24 protein-coding genes are annotated in these 24,059 nt (G+C 38.1%); 11 read left to right on the top strand and 13 right to left on the bottom strand.

Going from position 1 to position 24,059, the window contains the following annotated elements; genetic code table 11:
• Window positions 1-44: 44 nt before the first annotated feature.
• Window positions 45-2,654, top strand: a complete 2,610-nt coding sequence (locus ABIB40_RS14790; RefSeq protein ID WP_354360159.1) for a lamin tail domain-containing protein — start codon at window positions 45-47, stop codon at window positions 2,652-2,654.
• A 77-nt stretch (window positions 2,655-2,731) separates the two neighbouring features.
• On the opposite strand, the gene ABIB40_RS14795 is transcribed toward ABIB40_RS14790, so the two are convergent.
• The 8 genes from ABIB40_RS14795 to ABIB40_RS14830 all read right to left on the bottom strand — a co-directional run bounded on the left by ABIB40_RS14795 (window position 2,732) and on the right by ABIB40_RS14830 (window position 10,835).
• Window positions 2,732-3,598 carry a sugar phosphate isomerase/epimerase family protein gene (locus tag ABIB40_RS14795; protein WP_354360160.1) on the bottom strand — a complete coding sequence of 289 codons (867 nt, stop codon included), beginning with the start codon at window positions 3,596-3,598 and terminating at the stop codon, window positions 2,732-2,734.
• Window positions 3,599-3,607: 9 nt separating this feature from the next.
• Window positions 3,608-4,480 carry a sugar phosphate isomerase/epimerase family protein gene (locus ABIB40_RS14800; RefSeq protein WP_354360161.1) on the bottom strand — a complete coding sequence of 291 codons (873 nt, stop codon included), beginning with the start codon at window positions 4,478-4,480 and terminating at the stop codon, window positions 3,608-3,610.
• Between the two features lie 37 nt (window positions 4,481-4,517).
• Window positions 4,518-5,762, bottom strand: a complete 1,245-nt coding sequence (locus ABIB40_RS14805; protein WP_354360162.1) for a nucleoside permease — start codon at window positions 5,760-5,762, stop codon at window positions 4,518-4,520.
• Between the two features lie 86 nt (window positions 5,763-5,848).
• Window positions 5,849-6,523: a 3-keto-disaccharide hydrolase gene (locus ABIB40_RS14810; protein WP_354360163.1), complete on the bottom strand. Its 675-nt coding sequence runs from the start codon at window positions 6,521-6,523 to the stop codon at window positions 5,849-5,851.
• 70 nt (window positions 6,524-6,593) lie between these two features.
• Window positions 6,594-8,051, bottom strand: coding sequence for a Gfo/Idh/MocA family oxidoreductase (locus ABIB40_RS14815; RefSeq protein ID WP_354360164.1), 1,458 nt, complete (start codon window positions 8,049-8,051; stop codon window positions 6,594-6,596).
• A 16-nt stretch (window positions 8,052-8,067) separates the two neighbouring features.
• Window positions 8,068-8,595, bottom strand: a complete 528-nt coding sequence (locus tag ABIB40_RS14820) for a c-type cytochrome (RefSeq protein WP_354360165.1) — start codon at window positions 8,593-8,595, stop codon at window positions 8,068-8,070.
• A 25-nt stretch (window positions 8,596-8,620) separates the two neighbouring features.
• On the bottom strand, window positions 8,621-9,673 hold the full coding sequence (locus tag ABIB40_RS14825; protein WP_354360166.1) for a sugar phosphate isomerase/epimerase family protein: 1,053 nt from the start codon (window positions 9,671-9,673) through the stop codon (window positions 8,621-8,623).
• 4 nt (window positions 9,674-9,677) lie between these two features.
• On the bottom strand, window positions 9,678-10,835 hold the full coding sequence (locus ABIB40_RS14830; protein WP_354360167.1) for a Gfo/Idh/MocA family protein: 1,158 nt from the start codon (window positions 10,833-10,835) through the stop codon (window positions 9,678-9,680).
• Between the two features lie 445 nt (window positions 10,836-11,280).
• Between ABIB40_RS14830 and ABIB40_RS14835 the strand changes: the two genes are divergently transcribed.
• A complete protein-coding gene (locus ABIB40_RS14835) occupies window positions 11,281-12,225 on the top strand; it encodes an NAD-dependent epimerase/dehydratase family protein (RefSeq protein WP_354360168.1) in 945 nt (314 codons plus the stop codon).
• 68 nt (window positions 12,226-12,293) lie between these two features.
• A complete protein-coding gene (locus tag ABIB40_RS14840) occupies window positions 12,294-13,022 on the top strand; it encodes a YebC/PmpR family DNA-binding transcriptional regulator (RefSeq protein ID WP_354360169.1) in 729 nt (242 codons plus the stop codon).
• Between the two features lie 526 nt (window positions 13,023-13,548).
• On the opposite strand, the gene ABIB40_RS14845 is transcribed toward ABIB40_RS14840, so the two are convergent.
• The 3 genes from ABIB40_RS14845 to ABIB40_RS14855 all read right to left on the bottom strand — a co-directional run bounded on the left by ABIB40_RS14845 (window position 13,549) and on the right by ABIB40_RS14855 (window position 15,988).
• Entirely contained in the window at window positions 13,549-14,190 is a 642-nt protein-coding gene (locus tag ABIB40_RS14845) for a response regulator (protein ID WP_354360170.1), read from the bottom strand.
• Window positions 14,191-15,000 carry a sensor histidine kinase gene (locus ABIB40_RS14850; protein WP_354360171.1) on the bottom strand — a complete coding sequence of 270 codons (810 nt, stop codon included), beginning with the start codon at window positions 14,998-15,000 and terminating at the stop codon, window positions 14,191-14,193.
• Window positions 15,001-15,598: 598 nt separating this feature from the next.
• Window positions 15,599-15,988 carry a hypothetical protein gene (locus ABIB40_RS14855; RefSeq protein ID WP_354360172.1) on the bottom strand — a complete coding sequence of 130 codons (390 nt, stop codon included), beginning with the start codon at window positions 15,986-15,988 and terminating at the stop codon, window positions 15,599-15,601.
• A 251-nt stretch (window positions 15,989-16,239) separates the two neighbouring features.
• Between ABIB40_RS14855 and ABIB40_RS14860 the strand changes: the two genes are divergently transcribed.
• On the top strand, window positions 16,240-16,467 hold the full coding sequence (locus ABIB40_RS14860) for a response regulator transcription factor (protein WP_354360173.1): 228 nt from the start codon (window positions 16,240-16,242) through the stop codon (window positions 16,465-16,467).
• A gap of 121 nt (window positions 16,468-16,588) precedes the next feature.
• Here ABIB40_RS14860 and ABIB40_RS14865 read toward each other — a convergent pair whose 3' ends face one another.
• Window positions 16,589-16,765 (bottom strand): hypothetical protein, encoded by a 177-nt coding sequence (locus tag ABIB40_RS14865; RefSeq protein WP_354360174.1) that lies wholly within the window; start codon window positions 16,763-16,765, stop codon window positions 16,589-16,591.
• Between the two features lie 241 nt (window positions 16,766-17,006).
• Between ABIB40_RS14865 and ABIB40_RS14870 the strand changes: the two genes are divergently transcribed.
• Both ABIB40_RS14870 and ABIB40_RS14875 read left to right on the top strand, forming a co-directional pair.
• The gene (locus tag ABIB40_RS14870; protein ID WP_354360175.1) at window positions 17,007-18,038 is read left to right on the top strand and encodes a sensor histidine kinase; all 1,032 of its coding nucleotides are present in this window, start codon (window positions 17,007-17,009) and stop codon (window positions 18,036-18,038) included.
• Between the two features lie 34 nt (window positions 18,039-18,072).
• Window positions 18,073-18,822 carry a LytR/AlgR family response regulator transcription factor gene (locus ABIB40_RS14875; protein WP_354360176.1) on the top strand — a complete coding sequence of 250 codons (750 nt, stop codon included), beginning with the start codon at window positions 18,073-18,075 and terminating at the stop codon, window positions 18,820-18,822.
• Between the two features lie 5 nt (window positions 18,823-18,827).
• Here ABIB40_RS14875 and ABIB40_RS14880 read toward each other — a convergent pair whose 3' ends face one another.
• Entirely contained in the window at window positions 18,828-19,562 is a 735-nt protein-coding gene (locus ABIB40_RS14880; RefSeq protein WP_354360177.1) for a lysophospholipid acyltransferase family protein, read from the bottom strand.
• A 183-nt stretch (window positions 19,563-19,745) separates the two neighbouring features.
• Between ABIB40_RS14880 and ABIB40_RS14885 the strand changes: the two genes are divergently transcribed.
• The 5 genes from ABIB40_RS14885 to ABIB40_RS14905 all read left to right on the top strand — a co-directional run bounded on the left by ABIB40_RS14885 (window position 19,746) and on the right by ABIB40_RS14905 (window position 24,033).
• Window positions 19,746-20,183: an SPOR domain-containing protein gene (locus ABIB40_RS14885; RefSeq protein WP_354360178.1), complete on the top strand. Its 438-nt coding sequence runs from the start codon at window positions 19,746-19,748 to the stop codon at window positions 20,181-20,183.
• Window positions 20,176-21,360, top strand: a complete 1,185-nt coding sequence (locus tag ABIB40_RS14890) for a M20 metallopeptidase family protein (RefSeq protein ID WP_354360179.1) — start codon at window positions 20,176-20,178, stop codon at window positions 21,358-21,360. Before ABIB40_RS14885 ends, ABIB40_RS14890 begins: the two co-directional genes overlap by 8 nt.
• A gap of 111 nt (window positions 21,361-21,471) precedes the next feature.
• Entirely contained in the window at window positions 21,472-22,419 is a 948-nt protein-coding gene (locus ABIB40_RS14895; protein WP_354360180.1) for a hypothetical protein, read from the top strand.
• 227 nt (window positions 22,420-22,646) lie between these two features.
• On the top strand, window positions 22,647-23,048 hold the full coding sequence (gene tssD / locus ABIB40_RS14900; RefSeq protein WP_354360181.1) for a type VI secretion system tube protein TssD: 402 nt from the start codon (window positions 22,647-22,649) through the stop codon (window positions 23,046-23,048).
• Between the two features lie 10 nt (window positions 23,049-23,058).
• Window positions 23,059-24,033: a hypothetical protein gene (locus tag ABIB40_RS14905; RefSeq protein ID WP_354360182.1), complete on the top strand. Its 975-nt coding sequence runs from the start codon at window positions 23,059-23,061 to the stop codon at window positions 24,031-24,033.
• Window positions 24,034-24,059 lie beyond the last annotated feature (26 nt).

Genomic DNA, 24,059 nt, shown 5'->3' on the forward strand with positions numbered 1-24,059 from the left:
TTTAATTAATTATATTTATAAAATACTCTTTAGTAACGCCAAATATGCTAAAAATTACGCTCTTTTTGCTACTTCTGTTTTCTAAAGTTTGTTTTTCGCAGGTTATAGATAATTTTAACGACGGGAATTTTACCCAAAATCCAACTTGGCAAGGCAACCACGATTCTTTTTTGATTAACAACGCTGGGCAATTGCAGAGCAACGGTAAAAAGCTGAAGTCGCAAAGCATTTATCTTTCTACAGCAAACAGCCTCTGCCTAAATGCAAGTTGGGAATTTTTAGTTCAACTCAATTTCGACCCAACTTCCACCAACTTTACTCGAATTTATCTGGTTTCAGATGAAGCAAATTTAACAGGTAGTTTAAAAGGATATTTCGTTCAGGTTGGGGAAAAGGGTGCGATGGATGCTTTTTACCTTTATCGCCAAACGGGTAAGACTACGAAAAAAATAATTATTGGTGCGCCGAAAGCGAGACCAAACGCAGGTATAGTAAAAGCTAAGATTAAGGTAACACGAGATTTAAACGGGAACTGGAGCTTGTTTACAGATGTACTTGGAGGCGCTGGTTATACCTTAGAAGGCTCAATATTGGATAAAACATTTGTGCAAACTTCTTACTTTGGGGTTTTTTGTAAATATGCCACGGCATCAAGATTTAGCCAATATATTTTTGATGATTTTTCTGTCGAAGATTTAACGCCAGACCTTATTCCGCCAGAGTTAAAAAGTGTAACAGTATTGGATTCTCTACACCTTCAAGTCGTTTTTTCCGAACCTTTGGATACTTCGACAGCTTTGCTACCCAATAATTACAGTTTAAATAATCAAGTGGGCCATCCTGTTTCGGTTCAATCTACTGCAAATACAGCTGCTTACGTTTTGAGTTTTTCAAACCCGCTGCCAAGTGGAAAATATGTGCTGGCCGTTAAAAATATAAAAGATAAGAAGGGAAATCAAATTGCAGATGGAGCGTCGAAATCTTTTTTTTACATCAGAAATTATGAAGTGAAAAGGGGAGATGTGGTGATCAACGAAATTTTTGCAAACCCCTCAAATAGCCCTGGTTTACCAACGAAGGAATTTGTAGAGCTATGGAATACCAGCGACGAATATCTGCTTACCGCAGGATGGAAATATAGCGATTTGACTTCAACTTACACCTTTAAGGCAGACACCATTGCGCCTGGTGATTATTTGATTTTATGCGCCAGAGCAGACACGTCTTTATATAAGCCCTTTGGTAAAACAATTGGTTTGTCTCCCTGGCCAAGCTTAAATAATGCTGGCGATATATTAACATTAGTAAATGCCAAAGGCGATGAAATTAACAAAGTTGCCTATAGCGACATTTGGTACAAAGACGAAGCAAAAAGGAGGGGCGGATACAGTTTAGAACTAATCGATCCAAAGAATGTGTGTACAGGAATTCAGAATTGGGCGGCTAGTTCAGATGCATCGGGCGGAACGCCTGGCAGACAAAATTCAATTTATCGCGCCCAAATTAGTAGTGAAATACCGAAGTTGTTGACTGCCAATGTAGTGGATAGTGTGACTGTAGAAATCGCGTTTTCGAAAGCAGTAGATAGTGCTTCGGCTTCAAAATTAATTAACTATCAAATCAACAACGGCGTTGGCAATCCTGTTGAAATTAGGTTTTCTTCGGCGATGTTTGATAAAGCAGTGATTGTTTTTGGTAAACCTTTACTTCGTGGTAAGGAAAACACGCTGAGCTTGAGCAATGTAATGGATTGTGCAGGAAACTTGATTAATCCAAATGCCAATTCAGCGAAACTTTTTATCGCGAAAGCCATCATGCAGAATGATTTGTTAATTTCGGAGCTACTTTTTAACCCGAAATTAAACGGGGTTGATTTTGTAGAGATTTACAACAATACAAACGATGTATTGGATTTAAAGGAATTGCAATTGGCTAATGCTGATGCAAATGGTAATCCTGCAAGCATCAAAAAGGTTTCTTCAATATCGGTTTTAATTGAGCCAGGTAGTTATTGGGTTTTTACCACAAATTCTGAAAACATCACGCAAAGTTATGTGGCAGAAAATCCTACGCATTTTGTGCAGATGGCTACATTGCCTGCTTTTAACAACGATAAAGGTACCGTCATTCTGTTAAGCAACGGAAGGTTAATTGACAGGTTTGATTACACAGAAAAGATGCACAATCCATTAATTAAAAATTCAGATGGTGTTTCTTTAGAGCGGATTTCTTTTGCTGAGCCAACAAACACAGTTGGTAATTTTATTTCTGCGGCTAGCAGCGTAGGTTTCGCGACGCCAACGTATAAAAATTCGGTATCGAAACGTGGCGATGAGGTTTATGTAACCTTGTTATCTAAAACATTTTCTCCAGACGGAGACGGCTTTGAAGACCTGCTCCAACTCGATTATCAGTTTGCCGAAGGCGAAAAATTTGCTACGGTAAATGTGTATTCTGATCGGGGTATTTTGATTAAGCGATTGCTTAAAAACCAAACCATATCAACCAAAGGAAGTTTAACATGGGACGGCCTTGCAGACAGTGGCATAAAAGCAAATGTTGGTATTTACGTGGTACTTTTCGATGTGTTTGATTTAAGTGGGAAGACCAGGCGGTTTAAGAAAACATGCGTATTGGCTACAAAACTCAACTAAACATCGCAAATTAAGATAGCCTCTTTTAGCGAAGCCAGTTTGTATAACCGGCTTCGCACTGTGTAATCAATTCGTTGCTAACTCAACAGATTCTTTTTTATGTAGTCGCAACTTGTTTTAATGGAGGCTATTGGATCTGGATAGTAATTGTTTTCGTGTTCTACAAAAAAGTGTTTCATACCAGATAACTTCGCTTCAGCAAAAATTGATTTAAAATCTATAGAACCGTTGCCAACTTCTGTGTTTTGCTCGGGATGTTGCTTATCCATGTCTTTAACATGCCACATTACAAACCTGCCTGGGTTTTCTTTTATTAAAGTAATAGGATCTTTACCACCACGAACTACCCAATAAATGTCCATTTCGAAATTAACCAAATTCTTATCGCTTTCCTTTAATAAAATTTGATAGCCTGTGGTGTCTCCAACGGCTTTAAATTCAGAATTATGATTGTGATAGGCAAATTTTAACCCTTCGCCCTTGGCAATTTCTGCCACCTTTGTAAAATTCTCTGCCAGCTTTTTATAGCCATCAGCACCCTCTCCAACACTCGCAGAAGCGATGGTAAAATAATCGCTCCCAACGGCCAAAGCTGCCTGCATATCTGCTTTTAAATTATCAGTTTTGCCAGTTTTATCAAACTCCTCCATGCCATAATGGCCGCTCGGAGCGGTTAGCCCGTTATCGGCAAGAAGTTTTTTGAAATCTTTGGGCGCATATCCAAAGAATTTCCCTCCGTTAAGGCCAAATGTCTCTACTTCTTTATAGCCCGCTTTTGCTATTTGTTTAATTACCTCTGCTGGGTTTTTTGGAAGTAAATCTCGCAAGGTATAAAGTTGCAGGCCTACTTTTTTGTTTACTTTATTAAAGGCTAAAGATGGTGCAATGATGGCTGCACCAACAATAAAACTTGCTTGTTTTACAAAAGATCTTCTTGACGTCATGATAATTAATTAAATTAATGCTTTTTTGATGTAATCGCAACTTGTTCTGATTGAATCTAGTTCATTTGGGTAGTAATTGTTTTCTTGTTCGACAAAAAAATGTTCCATACCGGCCAATTTAGCTTGAGCAAATATTGGCTTAAAATCTATTCTGCCGCTGCCCACTTCTGTGTTAAGATTTGGGTTCTTTTTATCCATATCTTTTATATGCCACATTTTAAACCTTCCGGGATGTTCTTTGAATAGTTGCATCGGTATTTTGCCAGCCCTAGCCACCCAATACAAATCCATTTCAAAATCTACCAGATTTTTGTCGGTCTCTTTTAACAAAGTCTCATAACCATTGGTATCGCCCATGGCAATAAACTCAAAATTATGATTGTGATAGGCCAATTTTAATCCGGTCTTTTTGCACATTTCTGCCGCCTTGTTTAATTTATCGGCAATTTTTTTATAATCGTCTATACTTGTTCTTAATGATGGATCTAACCAAGGAAATGTTAAATACTCGCCCTTCAAAATTCCTGCTGCTTCTATTGCAGCAATCAACTCATCTGTGTTTCCATCTACCATATAACTGCCCAACCCATAGTGGCCGCTTGTGGCGGTAAGTCCATTGTCGTCTAATAATTTTTTAAAATCGTTTGGCGAGAGGCCCCAAAACTTATCTTTTATAGAAAAGCCATAAGTTTCTACAAGGCCGTAGCCTGCTTTTGCAACTTGTTCTATAATAAGCTTTACATTGCCGCCAATTGTATCGCGCAGGCTGTAAAGTTGTAATCCTACTTTTTTTGCTTCTGCATTGCAAGCAAAAGAGGGTAGTAACAAAGCTGCAGTAGCAGCCATGCTACTAGAAATGATAAAGTTTCTTCTAGTGATCATTTTAGAGTTGGTGGTTGAGGTTTATTGGATAGACTAATTATTTGAATTCTAATTTGCTTTCTGCGTTCGCAAGATTTACTTGTTCGTTAGGCTTATTTTTATCTTTAAAAAAGACGATAAAAAGGAATGCAATTACGGCCGCGATAGAAGCTGGAATAATCCAAATGCTAAACCAGTTATGTCCTTCTGGTGTTACATATTTGTTTACTATTACTCCAGAAACTAAGGAGCCGATAAGCATCCCTACGCCATACGTTGCTAAAGTTATAAAACCTTGCGCCGCGCTTTTAAAGCGTTCTCCAGCAAGCCTATCGGTATAGATTTGGCCGGTAACAAAGAAAAAGTCATAACAAATGCCGTGAAGCACAATTCCGCCAATAAGCATCCAATAATTGCTACCGATATCTCCATAAGCAAAAAATAAATAGCGAATTACCCAAGCAACCATACCGATGGCCAGCATTTTCTTAACACCCAATCTGACGAAGAACAACGGCATTAAGATCATAAATAAAAGCTCTGACATTTGGCCAAGAGACTGAACTCCAGCTGCACCTTTTACACCTACTTCGTTTAAAAAAGGATTTGTAAAATTGTAGTAAAATGCCAAGGGAATACAGATTAGAATAGAGGCAACAAAAAACAACAAATACGATTTGTTTTTTAAAAGTCCTATAGCATCTAATCCAATAATATCTCCAAAACTGGTTTTTTCTCCTTTTTTTACAGGAGGAGTATTCGGTAACGCGAAACTTAGCAAACCCAAAACAATGGAAGCAACGGCAGCGGTTTTGAAAGTCATAATTAAATTGCCGCTTTGTTCCCAGTTCAACCATCCTATGGCCAGACCTGCAACAATCCACCCCAACGTTCCAAACACCCTAATTGGTGGAAACTCTTTTTCTGGGTTTTTCATCTGCTTAAACGAGATGGAGTTTACGAGTGCCAAGGTTGGCATATACGCAATCATATAGCCTAAAATGAAGGGGAAAAAAGTATCGAAATTTAACGCGGTACTTGCGAACCACAATAAAGCTCCACCACAAAGATGTAGAACGCCCAACACTTTTTGTGCGGAGAAAAACCGATCGGCAATAAGCCCAACAATAAAAGGTGCTATAATAGCGCCCAAAGACTGCGTACTATAGGCAGATCCAATTTGTACATCGTTAGAGGCTAGGCTTTTCCCCAAATAAGTGCCCATTGTTACGAACCATGCTCCCCAGATAAAAAATTCTAGGAACATCATGCTCGACAGTTTAAATCTTGTATTAAAATTCATTTGGTTAGAATGTTGATTTTTGGTTATGATTTAAAATAGGAGGTGTGCTTATAAACCAGAGATAACGAGCACACCTCCAGTAATTATTACAGCTCTTTTATAGAAATGTTTTTAAACCACATTTCGCCACCGTGATCTTGCAAAGCAATTTTACCTTTGTGGAATGTTCCCCAGTTTGGCCAAGTTGCAAACTTGCTGCCTGCAACTAGTTTATTCCAACTATCATCCCACATGGTGGTTTTTACAATTTGTACACCGTTTAGAAAGAAAGTTAAATTTCCGTTATCGCTAATAATTCTAGCTTTATTCCATTCGCCTACTGGTTTAACAGGTTCTGATGAACTGGATAGCATGTCATATAAGTCGCCCGCGCGATGTTTCGGGTTTTTTCCATCTTCATGGCCGTCATTATCAATTACTTGCATTTCTATCCCAGTAGAATAAGTTGCCTGATATTTTGGTTCCTCATGTACATAAAAGATAAGCCCGCTGTTAGAACCCGGCGCTACTTTCCAATCGTAGTTTAAATCGAAGTTGCTATACTCTTTATCGGTTACCAAATCGCCACCACCATCTTTTACGGTAGGATCAAGATGAAATACTCCATCGTTAACAGTCCAAGCGGCACCTACGCCTGTTTTGTTGTACGTATGCCAACCCTTTATGGTCTTGCCTTTAGAGAGTTGTTGGTAACCTTTTTGAGCGCAAGATGATAGCGCAACGGCCGCGCATAAAAGCACGGCATAACTAAATTTTTTCATTTATTTTAAAGTAAGAGCCGAAAGCTTTTTGTGTTCGGCGATTTAATTAGAATTATTTACGGTTTTTTTACTAAACTTTTAAATCGTCCCATCCGTTTCTATAGGTACGTTTTACAAATTGGTTTGCTTCGTCAAAGTTGGTAATTTTCATATTTTTATTATCCCAGAGCATCTTTTTATACCTGCCAGGATAACTTGTGTTATTGCCATTTTTTACCTGAATATCAAAACTTCTGATGGCCAAATTTGCCATAAGTAATGCCTCTGTCAAAGGCCCAGCAATTTCGAAAGGCGAGCTAACGTTTTGCTTTCCATATCCGGCAATAGCCGCCTCTACCCATTGTGCATAATGGCCATCTGCGCCACCTTTAACTCTAGCATATTTTTCTGGAACGTGGATGTCTTTGTTTCTGCTTAAAGGCAATAATTTTGGGTTTGCGCTATAGGTTTCGCACATCATTTTACCTTTTGTGCCGATAAATAATGTTCCATTTCCGCCATCGCCAAAAGTTTCATCTGCCTCTAGTTCTTCAGGGCGTTGCGGTTGTATACCGCCATCCATCCAATGCAATTCTACATCACTGGCATTACGTTCAGTTTTTGGAAATTTTAAAGTTACATGACTAGATGGAGGGCAACTTTCTGGGAAATATCCTCTTTTAAATTCATCTACATAAACAGAGCCAACGCTAGCTTCTACTTCTGTTGCATATTTTAATCCTAGCACGCTGAAAGGGGCTTCAATTAAATGGCAACCCATGTCTCCAAGGGCACCTGTTCCATAATCCCACCATCCGCGCCAATTAAAAGGCACAAGTTTATTTACATAATCTTTTTGCGGAGCAGTGCCCAACCATAAATCCCAATCTAATTCTTTTGGAATTGATTCTGCTTTACTAGGCCAAGGAATGCCTTGCGGCCAAACTGGTCTATCGGTCCAAGCGTAAATAGTGTGCACATCGCCGATTAAGCCAGCTTCTACCCATTCTCTCATTTGCCGAGGCCCGTCATTAGATGCACCTTGATTACCCATTTGGGTAACAACCTTATATTTTGCTGCAGCATTTGTTAATACCCGCGCTTCGTAAAGATCATGTGTTAGCGGCTTTTGCACATACACATGTTTACCTAATTGCATAGCACCTAGGGCTATAATTGCGTGGTTATGATCTGGTGTTGAAACAGAAACGGCATCGAAATTTTTATGTTCCTTATCCATCATCTCGCGCCAATCTTTGTAGTATTTTGCTTTCGGGAAAGCTTTTCTGCTCGGCGCTGATCTGCGGTCGTCTACATCGCATAGAAAAGCTATATCGGCCTTGCCACTTTTTGCGAAGTTTGCGATGTCGCTTTCTCCTTTTCCACCAACGCCAACTCCGGCAACGAGAAGCCTGTCACTAGGTGCTAAGAAACCCGGGCCACCCAATACGTGCCGTGGCACAATCATAAATGCTGCGGCTGCAATGGCGCTTGTTTTTAAAAAGTCGCGTCGGTTACTCGCGTTTTTTATTTCTTTATCTTTTTTCATGTTAGTTAGGGTAATTTTATTTTTTTAACGACAATATATATTGTACCATTAATTTTGCATCTGCTTTAGCAAGACTAGGGTGAGGACTCATTGGAACCTCTCCCCAAACACCAGCGCCACCACTAATAATTTTTGCTACCAAATGGTCTATATTAGCTGCGGTTGGCGCATATTTTTTTGCTACGTCCACGTAGGCTGGTCCAACTATTTTTGTTTGTTCGTTATGGCAGGCCAAACAATCTGATTTGGCTAAAAGCTTTCCCCCCGCAGTTATTTGAGCGGGCGTTCCAGCTTCTGTATTTTCTTTTTTTACAGCAGCCTGCTCTGGTTTTGCATCAGGCTGTGTTGCGCTAGCAGCCTCCATAGATGGTTTTTCGAGATTTACTTTCTGTGTATCTGGTTTTACTTGCTCTGTTGGTTGTGAAGTTACCACATTGTCAACTTTTGTTACAGAATCGGTAGATTGCTCGGGTGTTCTGCTCGAAGTACAATAGGAACCCATCAAAATAATGGCAGCACCTAAGGTTAGAATTGTTTTTTTCATGGCTTATTTTTAATGTGTATGTCTTTTAAATTCCAAGTATTTTATTGTTAAAGTTGGCATCGCTACCTGCTGAGGCAAAATCATCAAAAGCTTTATCTGTTACTTTAATGATGTGGTTTTTGATAAATTCTGCTCCTTCTCTCGCTCCATCTTCTTGATTTTTTATACAGCATTCCCATTCCATAACTGCCCATCCTGGAAAATTATATTGAGCCAATTTACTAAAAATTGTTTTAAAGTCTACTTGTCCATCGCCTGGCGAGCGATATCTGCCAGCTCTATTTAGCCAGCTTTGATACCCGCCAAATGTTCCTTGCTTTCCCGTTGGATTAAATTCTGCATCTTTAACATGAAAGGCTTTGATTCTTTCGTGATAAAAATCAATATATTGTATGTAGTCTAATTGTTGAAGTACAAAGTGAGAAGGATCATACAGCAAACACGCCCTTGGATGGTTGTTTACGGCGGCCAAAAACATCTCATAAGTTTCGCCATCAAATAAATCCTCTCCTGGGTGAATTTCGTAGCAAACGTCTACACCGCAATTATCAAATTCATTTAAAATAGGCATCCATCGTTTTGCAAGCTCTTTAAAACCTTGCTCTACCAAACCCTGTGGGCGCTGTGGCCAGGGATGAAAATATTGCCAAAGAAGTGAACCACTAAAAGTTGCATGTGCTGTTAGTCCCAAATTTTGAGATGCTTTTGCTGCATACTTTAATTGTTGAACAGCCCATTTGGTGCGTTCTGTAGGGTTATTGTGGAATTGTTTAGGCGCAAAGGCGTCAAAAAGATCATTATAAGCTGGGTGGACTGCAACAAGTTGCCCTTGTAAATGGGTAGAAAGTTCGGTAATTTCTAGCCCGTAGCTGGCTATTTTCCCCTTTAGTTCGTCAGCATAGGTTTTGCTCTCTGCAGCTTTCTGCAGGTCTATAAATCTGCTGTCGGTTGTTGGCATTTGTATGCCCTTAAACCCTAATCCTTGTGCCCAAGCGCAAATGTTGTCTAGCGAATTAAAAGGAGGCTCGTCACTTATAAATTGAGCCAAAAAAACCGCTGGCCCTTTAATAGTTGTCATGTTTTTATAATTTATTGTCTGACCATTTTTTATCTGAGTTGCTAGAATTTACCACATTTTCTATAAATGCCATTCCTCTAACGCCATCTTTCGAAGTTGGGAAATCTAGCATTTCTGCTGTAGGTTGTTCGCCGTTAAGTTTTGCATCCAACGTTTGTGCAAAGTTTCTATAGATATTGGCAAAGGCTTCAAGATATCCTTCGGGGTGGCCTCCAGGAGTACGCGCGTTGTGTTTTGCAAAACTACCTAAATAGTTATTTCCTGCACGATAAATTTGTGCAGGTTGATCTGTCCATTTAACAATGAGGGTGTTCGGCTCCATTTGATGCCATTCTAATCCTCCTTTTTCGCCGTACACTTTTATTTTTAAAGCGTTCTCTTCGCCAGCAGCAATTTGTGAGGCAATTAATACGCCATTACTTCCGTTATCGAACTTTAATAAAACATTTCCATCGTCATCTATTGCTCTACCGGGTACAACAATATTTAGATCGGCGCATATTTTCGTTATTTCTAGGCCAGTAATGTATTCGGCCAAATGGGCGGCATGAGTGCCAATATCGCCCATAGAGCCACTTTTTCCAGACTTACTCGGGTCTGTACGCCAAGCAGCCTGTGCATTTCCTTCACGTTCTGAAAGAGAACTTAACCAGCCTTGTGGATATTCTACAATCACTTTTCTTATTTCCCCCAGTTCGCCGGCTTTTACCATTTGTTTGGCTTGTTTAACCATTGGATAGCCAGAATAGGTATGTGTTAAGCAAAGTGTAAGTCCGGTTTCTTCTACTTTTTTATGTAATTGTTTTGCCTCATCTAAGGTAATGGTCATAGGTTTTTCTATCACCACATTAAATCCATGATCTAAAGCCAACATAGCAGGTTCAAAGTGCGCAAAGTTTGGGGTAACTATGGTTACGAAATCTATTCGCTTGTCGGCTGGCATTTTACTCTCTTTATCAAAAAGCTCGTTATAGTTTCCGTAAATTCGGTCATCGCTTAAAAAAAGTGATCTACCAGATTCTAGTCCAATTTCCGGGTCAACACTAAAGGCTCCACAACAAAGCTCAACTAAACCATCCATGTTCGCAGCGATACGATGGACAGCCCCTATAAAGGCATCTTTCCCACCACCGATCATTCCCATTCTTATTTTTCTTTTCATATTTCTACAACGTGTTTTAGCTCTTACATTTTTTTTTCTTCTAAAAAAAAAATAAATTCAAGCGGTAATAGTCATGGATTTACTTCTTTATCGATTAACCTCAGATTTTTCAATTCGAACGTTTTCTTTTTTTTGGTAAAATAGAACCGTTCGGTTAAAGAAAATAATTTTATGTTTAAGAACTGGTACTTGGTTACCTCTATTTGAGACGTAATATTAGATAAAATTTTGCAGATATGCTGTAAACCTAACGGAAATCATTTATTGTAATGTATTTATTACGGATTTTTATTTTTCCAATACCAATCGATTTTATTTTAAAATATGAGTTGCTTGCTAAAATAATCAGTCTATTTAGGTTTTTTCGAAAAACACTACAAAATCAAACTTCCATCATATTGGTTATACCGTGTTTTTTTACCTTTGCCTAAATCTATCGTATATTATGAAAGAGAAAATAGTAGTTTTGGGGTCAAATGGGCAAATTGGTACTGAATTGGTTTCTATGCTTAGAAAAATTTATTCTGTAGACGCAGTGGTGGCGTGTGATATCAGGCGACCAGACTACGACATAAAGAATTCTGGGCCTTTTGAATTTGTGAATGTGTTGGATAAAGAAATGCTTTTAAATATTTTTAATAAGCATAAACCTACCCAAGTGTATTTATTAGCAGCACTATTGTCTGCCACAGGCGAGCAAAATCCTAAGCTTGCTTGGGATTTAAACATGAATGGCTTGCTGAATGTATTAGATTTTGCGTTACAATTTAAAACAGCAAAGTTTTACTGGCCCAGTTCCATAGCGGTGTTTGGCCCTCATTCTCCTAAGGATGTTACGCCGCAGTACTGCATTATGGATCCTAACACCGTTTATGGTACCAGTAAGCTAGCAGGCGAACGGTGGTGCGAGTACTATTACCTTAAATATGGTTTAGACATCCGGAGCATCAGATACCCAGGATTAATTAGTTGGAGGGCTGCGCCTGGTGGCGGTACAACCGATTATGCGATACATATTTTTCACGACGCATTGAAAAAGGCTGGGTATGAGTCGTTTTTATCGGCAGAAACTGAGTTGCCTATGATGTATATGGACGATGCAATTCGAGGTACCATCGAATTGATGGATGCACCTGCTTCGCAAATTTCTGTAAGAAGCAGCTATAATTTTGCTGGGATAAGTTTTACACCTGTAGAATTGGCCACGGAAATTAAAAAGCATATTCCTAATTTTGAACTTACTTTTTCTAAAGGCGACCCCCGACAGCAGATTGCCGGTGGTTGGCCAAAATCTATCGATGATAGCATTGCTAGAGAAGATTGGGGATGGAAACCCGAATTTGATTTAGCTAAAATAACAGCAGATATGCTTAATAATTTGAAAAGGTAAGCATTTATAGGTCTGAAGTAAGGTGCCAGACCTGTTTTGAAGCAAGAATTTATAAAGAATATTTAATTATGGGAAGAGCATTTGAGTTTAGAAAAGAAAGAAAATTTAAACGTTGGGCAAAAATGGCGGTACAATTTACCCGTATAGGTAAAGATATTGTTATGGCTGTTAAAGATGCTGGCCCATCGCCCGATACGAACAGCCGGTTGCGTACCGCTATACAAAACGCAAAGGCCGTTAACATGCCAAAAGATAGGGTAGATGCAGCTATAAAACGCGCATCGGATAAATCGATGGCCAATTATGAAGAGTATGTGTACGAAGGGTATGCCGCTCATGGTGTGGCTGTGTTAATCGAGACGGCAACAGATAATACCAATCGTACCGTTGCAAATGTGCGCAGCTATTTTAACAAAACAAACGGAACTTTGGGAAAAACAGGGTCTTTAGATTTTGTTTTTAACAGGAAATCTGTTTTTAGATTTAACCCAAGTGAAAAAATTGATTTAGAAGAGTTGGAGTTTGAACTTATTGACGCTGGATTGGAGGAGCTTTATGTAGAGGCAGATGAGGATGGGAACGATGTGGTGGTGGCGCAGGGCGCTTTCGAAAATTTTGGCCCTTTGTACAATGCAATCGAAGAGAAAGGCATTGAACTTAAGAGCTCCAAATTAGAACGAATTCCGCTTTCATTTCAAGAAGTTGACGAAGAGCAAGCAGTAGATGTTTTAAAATTGATAGATAAATTAGAAGAAGACGATGATGTGCAAGCGGTTTATCATAACATGGCAGAATAGCTCCAACATTATTCAATTAGCAAATCTTAAAGCCCGGCGTTAACTCGGGCTTTTTAGAGCCTGTTTAAATTTGGATAAATAAAAATTGCTATAGCCAACTCGGTGGGATCGGCCTAGCAACTGTTTGGAGGAAAAAACGCCTAAAGCCGCTTGCAGAGAACTACCGGGTTACTCGTACGAAGAGGATTCGCAGCCGCGTGCGGGGAAAGAGCAAGGGAAAGGCCTCGAATCATCGATATTAAACAGCTCGGCGAATTTTTACCCAAAGAGGTGCCAGGCTTGACTTTTTGCTACTTTTTTGTCAAGAAAAAAGTAGGACTCCCGTCCGGATAGGACAGCGTTGAGTAATGCGGAGGTCGATTTCGGCAAGATTTAAGCCCGAATAGAAAAATGAAATAGGGTGCAATTATCTTCAAAATTAACAACTTGCAAAAAAAAAGTAAGTGATAGCTTTTCTAAGTCTTTTTAGTCAGAAGTCTCAGATAAGCAATAAAACTGTAAAATTTAAACAGGCTCTTATTTGAATCTATATTTTAATCAAGGCGTGCTTAATTCCATAAACAACTAAGCCTGTTCTAGATTTTACGCTTAATTTAGAGAATAGAGATTCACGGTAGTTATCTACCGTTCTTGGGCTCACAAACATCATGTCTGCAATTTCTTTGTAAGTTAATTCAGAGCTGCAATGTTGTAAAAAAGTCAGCTCTTTTTCGGTTAATGTTGGTCTAAAATTTTCGTCTTTTAGGGCCGCGAATAGTCTGCCCGAAACTAATTCGTTAATGAAAAACTTTTTCTCGTGTATGGTTTTTATGGCATGAAACAAATCGTTGGGTGTAGAATGCTTAAGCATATAGCCACCTGCTCCGGCCTTCAACATTTTAATAATGGCTTCCTCGTCTTCGTGCATGCTTAATGCCAATACGCCAATGTTTGGGTAATTGTCTTTAACCCAAGTGGTTGCTGCGTAACCGTCTGTTATTGGCATATTTATATCCATCAAAACCAAATGAACGTCTGTTTGCTTTGGTAATTTTTCCTGCAAATCTTGTCCATTTGTAGCTTGGAAGATAATTTCAATGTCGTCAAACTCATCTAAAAGGGTTGCTAAACCAGATCTAAACAGCGTATGGTCATCTACAATTGCAATTTTTATTTTTTCTTCGCTCATTTATGGATAAGGAATTTCTATCAAAATTTTGGTTCCATTATTTTTTCCCGAATTTATGATAATTTTTCCGGCTATTAGCTCTATCCGTCTTTCAATGGAATTTAAACCCATGCCTGTCTTTTGGGCTTTGGCGGCGCTAATATCAAAACCAATACCGTCTTCTACCACTGCTAAATAAAAAATACCGTTTTCTATGCGAGTGGTAATATCAATGGTTTTTGCGTGGGCGTGTTTGATAATGTTGTTGATGATTTCTTGAAACAACCGCAAGATGATTAAATCTTTTTCTGGTGAGGGAACTTCTATTTCGTCTATGTTGTTTTTTACAACTAAGTTAAATACCCCTGTTTTAGAGAGCAACGCAATTTCTTGGTCGATGATGTTCACCAGCCCCTTTTGTGCAATCTGCTCGCCATGAAGTTGTTTTGCTAAAGACCTAAGATCTTTTATCGTTTTGCTAAGAATGAATAACGAATCTTCTATTTTTTTCTGTGCTTTTTCGCTGTCAGATAGCTTGATGGAGTTAAGCGTTAACGATGTTAGGCTCAATAATTGTCCAATATTATCGTGTAAATCGGAGGCAATATTTTGCATGGTGTTTTCCTGCACCTCTACCATAGCTTTCAGCATCTCAGATTCAAGTTTTTGGGTTAAGACCTCCTTCTCGAAAATATGGTCTTTCTTGTGTTGATTATAAGATCTAATGTATAGAATAAGAAAAAGTGGAACGAGCAAAAAAATCGCTGTAGCTATAAATATTAACTTTGTAATTTCAGTTGCCTGGCTCGGCAAATAAAGGAGTATGTCCAAAGGCTGTATAGAATTAAATTTAATATAGTTATAAGATAATAGTTGATGTAACGATTGAAAAGCTTCACAGTAGTGGCTCCATAAAACAAGTTATAAATAACACTTCCAAAATAAAAAAACAATATGCCCGTTACCCACCAAAATTCTGGATGTGTTGAAATCTGAACATATTTCTTGTCTTTTAAAAATAAGTAAAAGTATAGCAAGCTGTAAATTATAAACAAGATGCCTGAAACATTTTGGGAAACGTTGTTGAATTCCTTACCCGCATATCCTAGGAAAAAATAAAGATTACTTAAAATTAATATTATACTCCCGCAGCCTATTAATAGTTTAGGCTTGATGTAAGGTCTAAAAAAATAATACATGGCGTACGATATAAAACTTTGCTCTACGAGATAGAAATAGTTATAAAGTTTTAAATTATTGTTATATCTATGTGCCAAGTATGAGCCATAGATTTCTGTAACACAAGTGATGAACAGAAAGACAAGCGCTAATCTCCAAAATAAGTTTTTATCTTTCCATAGCAGAACCAGTCCTATGCAAAAACACAGTATTTCAAATATAGTACTAAAGGGGAAATAAAGAGGCATAATTATAATTTAGTACCTCCGCACACATCTGGGCATCTGCTTCCTCCATTGGTTATTTCGTCAATATCATCTACTCGCCGACTTCTTGTTTGCACCGTTGCCGCTGTTGTCTCGGCAGGCTTGGTCGGCACTAATAGCAAAGTATTTTTACCCTGATTGCCAGTTTCACAGTGTGTTTTTTGATCCTGTAGGTAACGGGCGAAATAAATTCTAAGACCGTCGTGTGTTCCGGCTTCTAATAATTTTGCTATTTCTAAGATTTGCTTGGCTGGAAACCAAACGGCTTTAGTAAACGATTTACATTCGCTAAACTCAGGAGATTCATCGAACACTGCAACCATTGCAGTGGCTAAGCTTGCAGGCACTCTTTCAGTTTTATTTCTAGATTTCATATCGGCTTGATTTTGTTTAGTGTAAAAATGCGTATTTCATAGTTGCCTAGCAACAGCTTAACACCTTTTGCGAATACCGTAAAAATACCCTTTCAGTTAGGGCGATTGCAACTGAATTAAAAACTGCTGCATAGATACCTTTGGATATGTTAAAAAACGAAATGAATAGGGGAACAAATTTCGCAGACTAGCATAAAAGAAATAAAATCTAAACCTTAAATTAAAAAGTCTAAACCTAAATTACAAGTACCATGAACACAATGCAACTTACCAACAGTTATGAAACTATTAGCGCCAGAGAAACCGATATTGTGCGTTTACTCGCCTTGGGCTACAGCAGTAAAGAAATAGGAGATATGCTGTTTATCAGTGAACATACCGTTAACACTCATAGAAGAAATATGGTTAGAAAGTTAGATTTAAGAAACACGTATCAGCTTATTGGATGGGCTTTTAAACAACGCGTGCTTTCTTTCTAACTGTGTAAGATACCAATTAAGTAAACCTCTCTCTGTAAATAAGCCTGCCAATGATGATGTCATTTGAGCAGGTTTATTTTTTTTAATGCATTTAGTGCTGTCGTTTATAATTCTATTTTGCTTAATTAAAAAACGAAACTGCGGTTTGCAGGATAGATTTGCTGCTAGTTGTGGTTTTTATAGCAGCGTCATCATTGCGGTTGGTTCGGTTTGCATTTACCGATATGGTTAGTACAATCATCATAAAAACAGGTAATAACAATAATAAGAAAGGCGAGGTGTGTGCTAATTTTTTCATGGTGTTTTTGTTTTACAATTCAAAGAAACGCAACTAGTATGGCCTATTAAAATGTATTATACCAAGTGCCAAACATTGTAGACCAACTCCCAGAAAATCTACATTTTCTAAAAAAATGAGGTAACTGGCGCGTTCGTCTAAAAAAAAAGCCTGTTCGTAGATTGTTCGTCGTTTATGTAGATAAAATATTTAATTTGCATCTTAGATTCTAATAAGAAAAACGCAGCCTAGATTCGGTTAAATGAAGAAAAATAGAGGGGAAATTATCATTAATGTTATTTTTTGGATGTTTCCGTTGTTTTTTGCCGGTGCTGCATTTTTGACCAACACTACCCGAAGCCCAATATATAATTGGATTACCTACATTGGTTTTGGAGTTTTAAATATCTCTCTTTTTTACATCAATTATCTAATTCTAATACCAGAGTTTTTAAAGAAGCGAAAACGGTACGGAATCTATCTGTTTAGTTTTTTCGGATTGCTGATCTTGGCAGTTTCGATTAAGGCCATTGTTGCAGCTTTAAACCCCGATGATATGTTGGTGCATTTTACGGCAGCAGCAGGAAAAAAAGAAATTCCCATTACTAATTATGTTGCCATATCAGGGTTTATTTCAGGCTTTTTCTTAATTTCTAGTGCGTTGGTTTTCTTTACAACAGATTGGTTTACAACGCAGCGGATCACCAGAGAAGCAGAAATGGAGAGTAGAGAAATGGAGTTGCAGTTTCTCAAATCGCAGTTAAATCCGCATTTTTTGTTTAATTCTTTAAATAATATTTACTCGCTAGCATATCAAAAATCAGAAAAGACGGCAGATGCAGTTATGAAATTATCTGAAATAATGCGTTACATGATCTACGAAAGTAATACGCCTACCGTAACATTGAGCAAGGAAGTAGATTATTTAACCAGTTACATCGAGCTGCAAAAAATACGATTTAAAGATGGTGCGTTTGTAGAATTGACCATAAATGGCGAAATTGACGACCAGCGCATTGTGCCGCTTATGCTCATCTCTTTTGTAGAGAATGCATTTAAGCACGGAATTGTAAACGATCCAGCAGATCCTGTAAGAATTAATATAACCGCCAACCAGAAAATTTTGCACTTTAGTGTAATCAATAAAAAAACTAAGCGAAATAAAGATGCGCAGGGTGGCGTTGGCCTTATGAACGTAGAGCGAAGGCTACAATTGGTTTATCCCGATAGGTATAAATTGCATGTGGTAAATGCCGAGGAACATTACACAACCGAATTGTTGATAGATATTTAAACGGCCTTGTTAAGGTTAAAAAGAGAATTATAAAATGAATATAAATTGCATTGTTGTAGATGACGAGCCCTTGGCTTTGGATATTTTGGTAGATTATATTTCTAAAATACCATTTCTAACCTTAACTAAAAGGTGCGAAAATCCACTCGAAGCGCTAGAACTGGTGCAAGCGGGAGGCGTTGACTTGGTTTTTCTTGATATCCAGATGCCCGAATTAACCGGTATCCAATTTTTAAAAATAGCAGGGAATAAGTGCAGCTTTATCTTAACAACCGCTTACCAGGAATATGCGCTAGAAAGTTACGATTTAAATGTTGCCGATTATTTGTTAAAACCTATTGCTTTTGACAGGTTTTATAAGGCGGTAGAAAAAGTGCACAACAAACAAAAAGCAAACAAACAAACTGCCCCACAAAACCAGCAACCTGTACAAGAGGTGCAGCCTACAGCGATATCTAATCCTCTGCAAGATTTTATTTTTGTAAAGACCGAACATAAAATCCAGAAAATTTATTTGAACGACATCTTGTACATCGAAGGTTTAAAAGATTACATTTCTATTTTTACTTCAGAGGAAAGGATAATTACGCTTCAAAGTATGAAAAAGATGGAAGAATCGTTGCCCGATCGGCAATTTATCAGGGTGCATAAATCTTATATTGTTTCTATAGATAAGATAGAAAGTATAGAACGGAGCAGAATAAAAATTGGCGATAAAATAATCCCGATAGGAGATACTTATAGAGATGCTTTTTTTAGAGTAGTTGGGAATAAGAATATTTAGAAAACCTATTGCCCAAGCTTCGCTTTAATTTGTTGCTCTACCTTTAATATGGTTTCACTTGGCGGTTGTTTTGTCGGGTCGATTGGTTCTAAAACAGTCCATTTTATTGCGTTGCCAGTTGTTAGGGGATAGGAGCCGTACCGTACAATTTTCCAAGAATTTTCTATGGCAATTGGCACTATTAACGCGTTCGGCACAGCCTTAAGCAGGGTTGCCAGACCTCCAAATTGAAAAGGTTTTAATTTTCCGTCTTTTGCGCGGGTACCTTCTGGAAAAATTACCGTACTCCAATTGTTTTTTTGCATGCGCCGCCCAAGTTTTACAAGCTCAGCAATGGCCTGCTTATTGTCTTTTCTATCAATGTTAGCGCCACCGCCCACCCGCAGATTTATCGAAATGGAAGGAATGCCTTTTGTAAGTTCTATTTTAGAAATAAATTTTGCGTGGTGTTTTCTTAGAAACCAAATTAACGTTGGAATGTCGAACATGCTCTGATGATTTGCCACAAAAATAATGGGCCTATCGATTGGCAAGGCGTATTTGTTGCTAAAATGTATGGAGTTGCAAAGCCAAAGTTGAGAATAAGTTAAAAAAAAATTTAGCCAATCTACCACCACTTTGTGGGCTTTATAACCCAAAAACCGATGTGAAAACCATTGTAAAGGATGGAATATTAAAAGAGAAAGGCCGAAAGAAAGATAAAATAACGGGCTGAGTAAATAGCCAAAAAATTTTCTCATGTAAAAATAGTAGAATGATTTGTAAGGCAAAGATAATATAAAGCATCTTTTTTCAAGGTAAAAGCCTAAAGTTGAGTGGCACTTATAGTTTTTAAAAACTACTGTTTGCAATGCCCAGCAATAATGCTCAATTTTGCAGAAAGAAATTAACCGTGGCTTTTTACCGCGCGGCCCAAACTTACTATGAAGACAATACTTTCTATTTCCGTGTTGATTTTTGCAACCAGTTTTTGTTTTGCGCAAAAAGGCAAGGTTACTGTTATCAAAGATCCAATGATCGATAGCCTTATCGCAAAGCGGATGGAGGTATATAAAACTGTAGACAGTCCGATTGGCGTTGGGAAACCCATTGTGTCTGCTTACGGCTATCGAGTGCAGATATATTATGGGTCGGATAGGCGAGAAGTTTTTAACCAACAAAACACTTTTAGAGCTGAAAACCCTGGTATAAATACGTACATTATCTATAAAGCGCCAAATTATTATTTACGTGTTGGCGATTTTAGATCGCGCCTAGAAGCACAGCAATTGATGAGCGAAATTAGACCTTCATTCCCTACATTGTTTATTTTTAGAGAAAAGATTAACGCCCCAACCTTAGAAGTTCCAAATAATGATTAAAGATAAAATTACAACGCTTGCCAACACTATTTTTACAGATGTGGTTGGTTATCGCAGACATATACATGCCAATCCAGAGCTCTCTTTTAAAGAATTTGAAACTTCTGCCTACATCAAAGAAAAGTTAACTTCTTGGGGCATTCCATTTACCGACTGCGCAAATACTGGCGTAGTGGGCATTATAAAAGGTAATAAGCCTTCTGATAAAGTGATAGCTTTGCGTGCAGATATGGATGCTCTGCCTATTTTAGAGAGCAACGACAAGGAATATAAATCCAAAAACGAGGGAGTAATGCACGCCTGTGGGCACGATGTGCATAGCTCGTCATTGCTTGGTACCGCCCGAATTTTAAATGAGCTGAAGGCCGATTTTGGAGGAACAATTAAGTTGATTTTTCAACCCGGAGAAGAGTTGCTTCCTGGTGGCGCAAGCATTATGATTAAGGAAGGCGTTTTAGAAAATCCTAAGCCTCAAGCCATTATTGGTCAGCATGTAATGCCTTTTATAGAAGCCGGAAAAGTTGGATTTAGGTCGGGTGTTTACATGGCTTCTACTGATGAGCTTTATGTAACAGTTACCGGGAAAGGCGGCCATGGTGCGCAGCCACAACAAAATATAGATCCGGTGGTGATCGCTTCCCACATCATCATAGCTTTACAACAAATTGTAAGTAGAATTGCCGACCCACGTTTACCGTCTGTTCTTTCTTTTGGAAAAGTGATTGCGAATGGTGCAACAAATATTATCCCGAACGAGGTAAAGATAGAAGGTACTTTTAGAACTTTAGACGAAGATTGGCGGGCAGAAGCCCACAAACGCATGAAGAAAATGGCGGAGGGAATGGCAGAAAGCATGGGCGGCCATTGCGATTTCGAAATTAGAAAGGGATATCCATTTTTGATTAATGAGGAGAAACTAAGCAACAGCGCTAGGCAATATGCAGAGGAGTTTTTAGGAGCCGATAAAGTAGAAGATTTGGATATTTGGATGGCAGCAGAAGACTTTGCATATTTCTCTCAAGCTGCCGATGCCTGTTTTTATAGATTGGGCACGGGCAATAAAGCCAAGAATACCACCAACTCCGTACATACTTCAAATTTTGATATTGATGAAGATGCGCTTAAAATATCTACGGGATTAATGGCTTACATTGCGGTAAAACAATTGGGTAATTAGCAGCAATCATTAACCCTAATAGGACAGAGATTTATGCTCATTCGTTTATCTAGGCCATTTCTTTACCCACCAACATCTTTTCGGGCATTGTTTTTGCCCATATAATTCAGCATGAATAAATTAATTTTATCATTAGGTTTCAGCCTTATAGTCTTTTCAGCCGCCGCCCAAGAGATTCCTCGTTTCAATCCAGATACCATAAAAACCATCACGTTAGATTCTGTGGTAAACATTAAGGCAGAGAAACTTAACGTAGAATTGTTTATACGAAAAATTATAAACGATACTTCCTTTTATCAGTCGTTTAGAGACATGAAGCGTTACAGTTTTGTTGCAGAGAATAGTGTTTATACTTATGATAAGCATGATAAGGTAAACGGCAGCATGTATCGAAAAATTAAGCACGATAATCATGGAAAGTATAAAATGGAATACCTGGCAAAGGTTGATAAGGGGGATATTTACAAGCGCAACGGAAAGTTTCAGCTCTACACGGTAGAAATGTTCGACTACATTTTTATGAACTCCTATAATAGCGACTTCATTAATGATGGATCGGCGAGCGATGGCTCAAATGGAGGAAAAAACGAAAGCTATAAAGACAAGCTGAAAACGCTGGTTTTTAATCCCGGAAGGCCAATTAAGGGAATTCCGTTTATAGGCAACAAAACAGAAATTTTCTCTGCCAACATGAGGCAATATTACGATTATAGCTTTAGCAGCGGTACTTATTTAGATTCTATTCCAGTTTATAGGTTTACGGTAGTGGTAAAACCCGATTTGAGTAGCTTTAGCAAAGATAAAGTGATGATAAAGAAGCTTGTAACTATTTTTGATAAGCGCAATTTTAATATTTTGGGCCGTTATGTCGATATGAAATACAGCAATCTTCTTTTCGATTTTGATGTGCAGATGAACATAGAAATGAGTTATTTTGAAGGAGCTAAGCTTCCAACAAAAATAAGCTACCAAGGCAATTGGAACGTTCCCTTTAAAAAGGAAGAACGTGCAAGCTTTCTTGTGTTGCACAAAGATTATAAACTAGAAAAGAGCAAATAGACTTTTAGTCCATTTAAAAGTTTTAGTACCTTTAGCTGTTGATATTCGATTTTTAGAGAATTTTCAGAGCCTATCTCTACAATTGGGAATGAATTAATAGTTGGATGTAGGACAGAAAAAATGGTAGCAGAGTTGGCGACTACATAATTAATTCATGGCAGGGCAAAGACATAATGTCGAAAAAATAATGCTATATTTATGGTATCGTTTCTTAAATTTTCTAAATTATGTCATCATTTAATGCAAAACTCAGCTTCGCGGATAATCCAACAAAAGGGTTTGAGGTGCTACAATGCAACTATTCTTTTCATCAAGAAACAGATGGAAAAGGGCGTCCAAGTTCTCCGTCGCTTGGTGGGAATATTTTTGTACAACTTACTACCCCGCCAGATGACTTTCTGTTAAAATGGATGGCCGATAGTTTTAAAAGAAGAACAGGGATGATTACCTTCTTTAAGATTGACCAAGAAAGTACCTTTCAAAGAATAACCTTTACCGATGCTTATTGTGTGGAATACCATACCAACTTTAGTGCTATTGGCTCATCTAGCATGGTAACCTCCATTGTTATATCGGCTAAAAGTATTAAGATAAATGGGGTAGATCATAATAATGATTGGCCAGATTGATTTATAAACCATGGTAAATAAAGGAAAGATTATTTTCGTAAATGGCTATTGGCAGGATACATGGATTGGGAGAGAATTTATTGGTTCGAGTAAACCTAATAAAGCATATTGGAATGGAGGAGATTTTAATGGATTTGCCCGAGCTGCGCAGCATTTTTTTGGTTTAAATGGAAATATAAATCAAACATGTATCTGTTTAGATGCATCAAGCTTAATCGTTCTGGATGATAGTGGGGGCAGTAGGGTAGAGCGTGGCTATAATGATTACGCAACCTATGAATGGGCAGGAAAAATGTATAAAAGAATAAGCGATAAATATGGCTATGGCCTGCCGGAAACTTCTGGCCTTCGCAATAAAATATTAGCTGCAGAGATTAATAAAAAAAGACTAGCTAGTTTAACTTTGGGCATGGACAAAGGCAAAGATGCCTTTTATCTTGTAGGCCACAGCGAAGGCTGTGCCTATGCTGCAGGTTTAGCTAAATTGTTAAAAGAAAAGGGTTGGAAAGTTAATTTTATAGTTTATTTATCCTCATTTGACAGTGCATCGTTCGACAGTCCAAAAGGCATCAAAGCCTACCAATTAGGCTATACGGGTAAATATGGAGGAGATTGGGCAACAAACAATAATGCGATCCATAGCGGAATCGAAAGAAGTGCAATTGTTTATAAAAATTGGGGATATACTGAAAAGTATAAATCATTGAAAGAAGAGTGGAATCATTTCAAGGATGACCTAAAATATGCTCACGGCTCTACTAAAGGCGAAGGTGTGTGGACAGATTTAACAGATCTAAAAACTTTAATGCTCAGAACGGGTAAGGATTACGGCTATAGCTGGCAGGAACAGATAGCGGCATCAACACCAAATCATACTGTTTTCGCTTGGTATAACGGTATAAAGTTAAACTATAAGGAATATATGAATGACGAGAATGCCAAGTACAATCAATACAATTATAAAACACAGCATTACTATCGTTAATCTTATGTTTTCAGATAAAACGCTCC

Source organism: Pedobacter sp. UYP30, from assembly GCF_040547165.1.
Taxonomy (GTDB): Bacteria; Bacteroidota; Bacteroidia; order Sphingobacteriales; family Sphingobacteriaceae; genus Pedobacter.